The 8,886-nt window shown below is 57.7% G+C and carries 8 protein-coding genes; 4 read left to right on the top strand and 4 right to left on the bottom strand.

Translation table 11 applies throughout. From position 1 onward, the window contains the following. Nucleotides 1-10 precede the first annotated feature (10 nt). A complete protein-coding gene (gene dacC / locus QRD42_RS11960; protein WP_318375726.1) occupies nt 11-1,213 on the bottom strand; it encodes a serine-type D-Ala-D-Ala carboxypeptidase in 1,203 nt (400 codons plus the stop codon). A gap of 258 nt (nt 1,214-1,471) precedes the next feature. Here dacC and QRD42_RS11955 point away from each other — a divergent pair, with 258 nt between their 5' ends. Next, nucleotides 1,472-2,098 carry a glutathione S-transferase family protein gene (locus QRD42_RS11955; RefSeq protein ID WP_072567972.1) on the top strand — a complete coding sequence of 209 codons (627 nt, stop codon included), beginning with the start codon at nt 1,472-1,474 and terminating at the stop codon, nt 2,096-2,098. On the opposite strand, the gene QRD42_RS11950 is transcribed toward QRD42_RS11955, so the two are convergent. Further along, nucleotides 2,091-3,104, bottom strand: a complete 1,014-nt coding sequence (locus tag QRD42_RS11950; RefSeq protein ID WP_321987207.1) for a LacI family DNA-binding transcriptional regulator — start codon at nt 3,102-3,104, stop codon at nt 2,091-2,093. The two genes, QRD42_RS11955 and QRD42_RS11950, sit on opposite strands and share 8 nt — an antisense overlap. Before the next feature lie 156 nt (nt 3,105-3,260). On the opposite strand from QRD42_RS11950, the gene QRD42_RS11945 reads away from it, so the two are divergent. Then, nucleotides 3,261-4,364, top strand: a complete 1,104-nt coding sequence (locus QRD42_RS11945) for a cellulase family glycosylhydrolase (RefSeq protein ID WP_318363539.1) — start codon at nt 3,261-3,263, stop codon at nt 4,362-4,364. Beyond that, nucleotides 4,365-5,660 (top strand): ABC transporter substrate-binding protein, encoded by a 1,296-nt coding sequence (locus tag QRD42_RS11940; protein ID WP_415877740.1) that lies wholly within the window; start codon nt 4,365-4,367, stop codon nt 5,658-5,660. 34 nt (nt 5,661-5,694) lie between these two features. On the opposite strand, the gene QRD42_RS11935 is transcribed toward QRD42_RS11940, so the two are convergent. Together QRD42_RS11935 and QRD42_RS11930 are read right to left on the bottom strand one after the other, a co-directional pair. Continuing rightward, nucleotides 5,695-6,810, bottom strand: a complete 1,116-nt coding sequence (locus QRD42_RS11935; RefSeq protein ID WP_321987205.1) for a PQQ-dependent sugar dehydrogenase — start codon at nt 6,808-6,810, stop codon at nt 5,695-5,697. A gap of 116 nt (nt 6,811-6,926) precedes the next feature. Next, on the bottom strand, nt 6,927-7,310 hold the full coding sequence (locus QRD42_RS11930; protein ID WP_321987204.1) for a biofilm formation regulator BssR: 384 nt from the start codon (nt 7,308-7,310) through the stop codon (nt 6,927-6,929). A gap of 225 nt (nt 7,311-7,535) precedes the next feature. Between QRD42_RS11930 and rimO the strand changes: the two genes are divergently transcribed. After that, on the top strand, nt 7,536-8,849 hold the full coding sequence (rimO, locus tag QRD42_RS11925; RefSeq protein WP_412175879.1) for a 30S ribosomal protein S12 methylthiotransferase RimO: 1,314 nt from the start codon (nt 7,536-7,538) through the stop codon (nt 8,847-8,849). Nucleotides 8,850-8,886: the final 37 nt, after the last annotated feature.

Below are 8,886 nucleotides of genomic sequence, written 5' to 3'. Positions count from 1 at the left end.
ACCGGTCCGGTTACGAGAACCAGCTGCCAAACCACTCGTGGAATTTCATCAGCACAAAGTCCCACATCCGGCTGACGAAACCGCCCTCTTCCACCGCTTCCATTACCAGCAGTGGCCGTTGTTCAATCACTTTGCCGTTAAGCTGGAAATCGATCGTGCCCACCACCTGGCCCTTTTTCAGCGGCGCGGTCAGCTGCGGCTCGGTCAGTGTCCAGGTCGCTTTCAGGTTCTTTAACTGACCTTTCGGAATGGTAATCGACCCGGCTTCCCCTGCCCCCAGCTTCACCTCTTTGCTGTCGCCAAACCACACGCGGGTGCTGACAAAAGTCGCATCCGGCTTAATTGGCGTGACGGTCTCAAAGAAGCGGAAGCCCCAGGTCAGCAGCTTTTCAGATTCATTAAAGCGGATGCGATCCGTTTTACTGCCCAGCACCACTGAAATCAGGCGCATGTCGCCCTGGGTCGCGGAGGCCACCAGGTTATAGCCCGCCCCTTCCGTGGTGCCGGTTTTCATGCCGTCGACATTCAGGTTGGTGCTCCACAGCAGACGGTTACGGTTCGGCTGGCGAATATTATTGAAGGTAAACTCTTTCTCTTTATGGATGGCGTACTCTTCCGGCACATCGTGGATCAGCGCTTTGCCGAGCAGCGCCATATCCCGGGCGGTACTGAACTGCCCTGGCGCATCCAGACCGTGCACGGTTTTAAAGGTGGTATTGGTCAGCCCCAGCCGTTTTGCATAGTTGTTCATCAGGCTGACGAAGGAATCCTGGCTGCCCGCCACGTAGTCGGCGATGGCGATGCTGGCATCGTTGCCGGACTGGATGATCACGCCTTTATTCAGTTCGGAAACCGGCACCTGATCGCCAGGCTTGAGGAACATCAGCGACGAGCCGCGCAGCGCCGGGTTGCCTGTCGCCCAGGCGTCTTTGCCTACCGTCACCATATCGTTAAGATGAATTTTTCCCGCCTTCAGCGCCTGTCCGACCACATAGCTGGTCATCAGCTTGGTGAGGCTGGCCGGATCGAGCTTCTCGTCGGCGTTGCCTTCCGCCAGCACTTTACCGCTGGCGTAGTCCATCAGTATCCAGGCGCGGGCATCCACTGCCGGTGCCGCCGGAACCTGTTCAACCGCATACAGCGAAGGGGAGAAAAGAAATAACAGCGCAGAGCCCGCCGCCAGGCTACGCAGGGATAAAGCGAAATGCGTCATAAATGCCACCCGTGTATCCATTCAAAACAAATCGCGTCACGTCACCGCTTCGCAATAAACGGTGAGTAATAACGTACTCAGGCATGGAAACCAATCATTAACCGGTAAAGTTTTTTAAAGTTTATGCAAATTACGGGATCGATGCCGCAAGTGGAGGATTTTTTTTGTAAGTCGTTGCCTGAATGTTAAATTTATTTCAACATAGAGGATCAGACGTGCCTGGCGCGCGTTCCCGCTGTCCACCGAGAAGGAATTTATATGATTACCCTGTGGGGCCGAAATAATTCCACCAACGTCAAAAAAGTCCGCCTGACGCTGGAAGAGCTTGAACTTCCTTACACGCAAATTCTGGCCGGTTTACAGTACGGCCTGAATCATGATGCGGAATACCTGGCGATGAACCCGAACGGTCTGGTGCCGTTGCTGCGCGATGACGAAACCGACAGCGTGCTGTGGGAATCCAATACCATCGTGCGTTTTCTGGCCGCGCAGTATGGTCAGGGACGCTTATGGATCGACGCCCCGGCTGCCCGTGCGCAGGCGGAAAAGTGGATGGACTGGTCAGCGACTACGCTGGCGCCCCGCCACAGCGTGATCCTTAAAGGACTGGTGAGAACCCCGCCGGAGCAGCGCGATCGGGCAGCCATTGACGAGGCGATTGCCGATTGTGATGGCCTGCTCGGCATCCTCGACGAGGCGCTGGCCAGCACGCCGTGGTTCTCCGGCAAGGAGTTTGGTCTGGGGGATATTGCCCTCGCGCCCTTTGTTTACAGCCTGCTGAATGTGCACACCGCCTGGACGCCGCGCCCGAACCTGACGCGCTGGTACCAGCAGCTGTGCGAGCGCCCGACGGTGCAGAGCGTGGTGATGATCCCGATCACCTGATGCGCTGACTGCTGGCGCGAACCTGCAATTTTCCCACCAGCTTAATGTGCGCCGCGGCATCTTCCCCGGCGCACAGATACTCCACCGCCATTCTGCCCAGTTCGTTATAGGCCAGCTGTATACTGGTGAGCATCGGCGTCAGCTGATGCGAAATGCGCTGATCGTCGTAGCCGCATACCAGCACATCTTCCGGAATACGTTTCCCCAGCGTGGCGAGCGCCTGATAGCAGCCGAGCGTCATCCAGTCGCTGGCGCAGAAGATCGCCTGCGGCGGCTGCGGCAGCTGCATCAGTTCCAGCGTGGCGGCAAAAGTCGCGTTCAGCGACCAGTCGGTTTTATGCACCAGCGCCGCATCCGGTTCGATCCCGGCGTGGCGCAGCGTCTGCTCATAGCCTTCGAGACGTTCCTTGCTGGCATCCATCCATTCATCACCGGAAATATGGGCGATACGGGTGACCCCCTGATCCAGTAGATGCTGTGTTATCTGGCAGGCGTTGGCGCGATCGTCGGGTAAAAAGGTGGGCAGCAGCGGGCGCTGCTGGTCGTACTGATTAAGCAGCACGACCGGAAAGTCGCACACGCCCTCGAACGGCGAGAAATCAAAGGGGCGCGTCACGGGGCTTGCAAAAATCACCCCGGCGCAACGGCGGCTGGCCAGCTGACGCAGGATATGCCGCGCCAGCTCGCTGTCCTCGCCGTAATCGTACACTGACAACAGCGTATCGTGCTGCCAGGCACAGGCGCTGGCTTCACTGAGCGCATCGCCAAAGGGATCGTAGCCGGGCATACCGCTCACCAGCAGCGCCACTTCCTCCTGCCCTTCCGGGCGGTGCTGCACCGCCAGCTTCTGATAACCCAGCGTTTTCGCGGCATCAAACACGCGCTCTCTTGTGGCGTCGCTCAGCCGGATGGTGCGGCTGTTATTCAGCACCAGCGATACCGTCGCCTGGGAAACGCCCGCCAGGCAGGCAATATCGCTCATGGTAATTTTATTTTTCTTCTGCATTTTCCGTCCTCATGCCCCGGCTGACTATATCACATCAGGCGCCTTCTTCCGGCTCGCTGTTTTGTGAATGGAATAACAGTATCGGGACGTAAAAACGCTCACTATTTGCGCGCACTAATAAATATTAGCTAATAATATTCAACCAGGGAGGACGTTATGAGAACACGCTGGAGTAGTGAGCAGGCAAAAGGCTGGTATCAGCAACACGGCTGGGCCTGCGGCTTTAATTATCTGCCGCGCACGGCGGTAAACTGGACGGAGATGTGGCAGGCGGACACATTCGATCCGATCACCATTGATGAGGAACTGGGCTGGGCGGAGCGCTACGGCTATAACAGTCTGCGCACCAATCTGCCGTTTATCGTCTGGGAAAGTGACCGCGATGGCCTGTTGTCGCGTATTGATACCTTTCTCAGCCTGGCCGCCCGCCACGGTCTGAAAGTCATGCTGACGCTGATGGACGACTGCGCATTTTCCGGCGATGAGCCGTTCACCGGGCCGCAAAAGCCCCCCAGACCGGCGGTGCATAACAGCCAGGCGGCGGCCAGCCCCGGACGCAAAATCGTCATGGATCCAGGCCAGTGGCCGCGCGTCGAAGCCTACGTGCGCGACCTGATCGGCAGCTTTGGCGACGATGATCGCATCACTATCTGGGATCTCTATAACGAACCCGGCAACCGCGGGCTGTTCGTCTCGCCGGTCGAATATGCCGAATATGACGAGGCGCTGGAGGGCTTTGCGCTGGAGCTGGTCTATCGCGCGTTTGACTGGGCGCGGGATGTGGATCCCGTTCAGCCGCTCACCATTGGCGCATGGCATGCGGACGTGGCGGCAAACAAAGCCTTTCTGCATCCCATTGATATCGCGGCGCTGGAGCAGTCGGACATCATCACTTATCACGCCTACGCGCCGACCATGATGCAGCTGGAGATCCTGCATTCGCTGGCGCAGTACGACCGGCCCGTGCTGTGCACCGAGTGGCTTTCACGTCATACCGGCTGCGTGTTCAGCGAGCAGTTGCCGCTGTTCAGCCTCTATCAGACCGGCTGTTATCACTGGGGGCTGGTGCAGGGCAAAACCCAGACCTGGCTGCCGTGGCCGGGGGTGAATAAAACCCATCCGGATCCGCAGTCGCTGTGGTTTCACGATGTGCTGACGCCGGAAGGCGAACCCTGGCGCGAGCAGGAGATGCACCTTGTCAAACGCCTGACCGCCCGCCAGCAGCAGATCCAGCAGTACGCCTTCGGTAATGAGGAGTGAATCATGAAAAGACTCTTACCTCTCCTTATTGCCTGTTGCTGCGCCAGCGCGGTGGCCCCCGCGTTCAGCGCCGATGCGGTGACGCTGCGCTTCTCCTGGTGGGGCGGCAAGGATCGCCATCAGGCGACGCTCGCCGCCCTGCAGGCTTTCGAAGCGAAGTATCCGGACATTAAAATAAAAGCGGAATATACCGGCTGGGAAGGCTACTTCTCACGACTGACCACGCAGATCAACAGCGGAACGGAAGCCGATCTGATCCAGACCAACTGGAACTGGCTGACTCTGATGTCCAGAAAAGGCGATGGCTTTTACGATCTCAATAAGCTTGCGGGTACGCTCGATCTAAAACAGTTTTCCCCTGCCGCGCTGGCCACCACCACGGTTAACGGCAAGCTCAACGCCCTGCCGTTGTCCACCAACGTAATGGGCTTTTATTACAATCAGGCCAGCTGGCAGAAAGCCGGGCTGCCGCTGCCGAAAAGCTGGGATGAACTGCTGGCGGCAGGGGCGGTATTTAAGGAAAAGCTCGGCGATAACGCCTATCCGATCTACGTCGGCGAGCAGGACTGTATGTTGCTGGTGTTTTCGTGGATGTATCAGCAGGATCAAAAGCCGATGATCGACGTAAACAGAAAACGTCTGGCCTGGGATCGGGCCGATCTTACCAGGGCATTCGGTTTCTATAAAAAGCTGGTGGATAACCATGTACTGCCCGATACCAAAGTGCTGGCCTCCTACGGCGCGAAAAGCACGCCGATTTATGAGCTGAAACCCTGGATGGAGGGCGAATGGGCGGGCAGCTATAACTGGAACGTGCTCTACCCGTCCCAGAGCGTGACGCTGAAAAATCCCGCCGATCTGGTGCCAGGCCCCTATCCACTGTTGCCAGGGGCGAAAGATGCCGGACAGTTCCGGAAAACGGCGATCATGTACTCGATAGGCCGGACCACGAAGCACCCGAAAGAGGCGGCGCTGCTTCTGAACTTTCTGGTGAACGAGCCGGAAGGCGTGATCCCGGTGGGGCTGGAGCGCGGCGCGCCTTTGAGTCAGGCGGCGGATAAACTGCTGCGGGAAAAAGGCATTTTGCAGGACAGCGATCCGGTGATCGCCGGGCTGTTGCAGTCCTACGCCCTGCCGAATAACTTTGTCGCCACCCCCTATATGGAAGATATGCAGTTTGGCGCGCTCTTTACCGCCGTACGTGAAAAGATCGACTACGGCAAAATGAGCGTCGAGGACGCGGCCAGCGATTTTGAACAGCAGGCCAACCGCATCCTGAAACGCGTGATGCGTTAACCTTCCCTGCGCGCCGGTACTGCTGGCGCGCAAATCAGGTCTGCGGGCTGACTTTCAGCAGCTCGCCATCAGACTCATCGGTCAGCACGTAGAGATACCCGTCCGGCCCGACGCGCACATCGCGGATACGCTGATTGCGATCGCCGAGAATGCGCCCGTCTTCGCTGACTTTATTACCGTTCACGCTCATGACGATCACGTCCTTGTCCTTCAGCGCGCCGATAAAGAGTTTGTTCTGCCACTGCGGGAAGGTCGGACTGTTATAAAACGCCATACCGCTTACCGCCGGGGACTGCTTCCAGTAAAAGATCGGCGGCTCGGTGCCTTCCACGATCTCGCCCTTCGCTTCCGGGATCTTCAGCCCGCTGTAGTTAATGCCGTGGGTCGCCAGCGGCCAGCCGTAGTTTTTGCCGCGTTCGGGAATATTGATTTCATCGCCGCCGCGCGGGCCGTGCTCGTTCAGCCACAGGGCGTTGCTCCAGGGATTCATCGCCATGCCCTGCGGGTTACGAATGCCGTACGACCAGATTTCCGGCCGCGCACCGGCTTTACCGGCCCACGGATTATCTTCCGGCACCTGGCCGTCCTCGGTTAAGCGCACCAGTTTGCCCTGGTGTTTGTCCAGCTCCTGCGCCGTGGGTCGCTGGTTATTTTCCCCCAGCGCGATAAACAGATGCCCTTTACCATCAAATACCAGCCGTCCACCGAAATGGTTGCCGGTGGAGAGTTTTGGCGTCTGGCGGAACACCGTCTGGAAATTCTCCAGCCGCTTAAGATCGTCGCTCAGTTTGCCGTAGCCTACCGCTGTACCGGCATTGCCGTCGCTGTCGGCTTCGGCGTAGCTCAGCCAGACGCGGCGGGAACTGGCAAAATCCGGTGCCAGCGCCACATCCAGTAACCCGCCCTGGCCGTTAGCCCAGACGCGGGGTACGCCGCTTATCGGATCCGACAGGCCGCCGTTTTCCTGCCAGTGGCGTAACTGGCCGCCGCGCAGGGTAATGAGCATGCCCTTGTTGTCCGGCAAAAACGCCAGCGACCAGGGGTGATCAAGTTTGGTTTGCAGGACATCAACCTTGACCGGCGCAGGGGCGGCAAATATTGATGTGCTCAATAACAGGGCAGGAATGACCAGCAGGGGGGAACGGCGCATATTGCTCTCCTTTAATCGCACTGGATAAAGGTTAGCCAGTCAGGACGGCTGCGCTTTGACTTTTACAAAAGCTTTAACTTCAGCAAACTGAAGGGGGAGTCGCCTCCCCCCGGGGATCAGGCCTCTTCGAGGGAAGTATGCTCGTCCAGCCCATCAATGCAGGTGTTCAGGGCATTCAGGCAGCGGTCAAGTTTATCGGCATTAACCGCGATAAAGGTCGGGCTGTCGTGATGGCCGCTCATCAGGCAAACCGCCGCAGAGGACAATGCGCCCTCCGCAAGTCGCAACGCTTCCCACTCATGACGGGTCCAGGGGGCAGATGGCTGTTCCGCCAGATCGCGTATTTCAGTGGCAAGCTTAAAGAAGTTGTCACGTAATTGATTACTTTCGCTGACCGACATATAGCCTTTCGCCTTAAGAAGCTGGACGTAAGCGGCCAGTTCGAGTCTGGCGTGGGTCAGTTTCTCCATCAGATGGAACTGAAGCCTGTCAACGTTCATCGCCTTCCTCCTCTCACTCATCAAACAGGGTGTAAATTTATCTTAAGTTCACTTTTTAGCCAGATACATGCACCAGATCAATAATTGTAGTCTTGTTAACATTTTTTTACCGTGCATTAACCTGTGAAAACCTTCGCCCTCCCGAATCAGAAGTAGAGCGCCGCCCAAAACCCGTGTAAAATCGCCCGGTTTTTATTTTCCTGTTTACTTTGTGAGCGTATGAGCATGCAACAACCCCGTATTGGCTTCGTCTCCCTCGGCTGCCCGAAAAACCTGGTGGATTCTGAACGCATCCTGACAGAGTTGCGCACTGAAGGTTACGATGTGGTGCCTAATTACGACGACGCCGATATGGTGATCGTGAACACCTGCGGTTTTATCGACAGCGCGGTCCAGGAGTCGCTGGAAGCCATCGGCGAAGCCCTGACTGAAAACGGCAAGGTGATAGTCACCGGCTGCCTCGGCGCGAAAGTGGATCAGATCCGCGAAGTGCACCCGAAGGTGCTGGAAATCACCGGCCCGCACAGCTATGAGCAGGTGCTGGAACACGTGCACCACTATGTGCCGAAGCCGAAGCATAACCCGTTCTTAAGCCTGGTGCCGGAACAGGGCGTGAAGCTGACGCCGCGCCATTACGCTTACCTGAAAATTTCCGAAGGCTGTAACCACCGTTGCACCTTCTGCATTATTCCGTCGATGCGCGGCGACCTGGACAGCCGTCCGATTGGCGACGTGCTGGCGGAAGCGAAACGTCTGGTGGACGCGGGCGTGAAAGAGCTGCTGGTGATCTCTCAGGACACCTCCGCCTACGGCGTTGACGTGAAGCACCGCACCGGTTTCTATAACGGCGAGCCGGTGAAGACCAGCATGGTCAGCCTGTGCGAACAGCTGTCGAAGCTGGGCGTCTGGACACGTCTGCATTATGTGTATCCGTACCCGCATGTGGACGATGTGATCCCGCTGATGGCGGAAGGCAAAATCCTGCCGTACCTGGATATTCCGTTGCAGCACGCCAGCCCACGAATTCTGAAGCTGATGAAGCGTCCTGGCTCCGTTGACCGCCAGCTGGCGCGTATCAAACAGTGGCGTGAAATCTGCCCGGAACTGACCCTGCGCTCGACCTTTATCGTCGGCTTCCCGGGCGAAACGGAAGAAGATTTCCAGATGCTGCTGGATTTCCTGACCGAAGCGCGTCTGGATCGCGTGGGCTGCTTCAAATACAGCCCGGTTGAAGGCGCAACCGCCAACGAGCTGCCGGACCAGGTGCCGGAAGAGATCAAAGAAGAGCGCTGGAACCGCTTTATGCAGCTGCAACAGCAGATCTCTGCTGAACGTCTGCAGGAGAAAGTGGGCCGCGAAATCATGGTGATCATCGACGAAGTGGATGAAGAAGGCGCGATTGGCCGCAGCATGGCGGATGCCCCGGAAATCGACGGCGCGGTGTACCTGAACGGCGAAACTAACGTGAAGCCGGGGGATGTGATCCGTGTGAAAGTGGAAAACGCCGACGAGTACGATCTGTGGGGTACGCGGGTTTAACTCCCCTCACCCTAACCCTCTCCCACAGGGAGAGGGG

The organism is Enterobacter sp. PGRG2 (assembly GCF_030291195.1).
Classification (GTDB): domain Bacteria; phylum Pseudomonadota; class Gammaproteobacteria; order Enterobacterales; family Enterobacteriaceae; genus Enterobacter_D.
The sequence above is the reverse complement of the archived record's forward strand: the minus strand, read 5'-3'. Positions and strand labels throughout refer to the sequence as shown.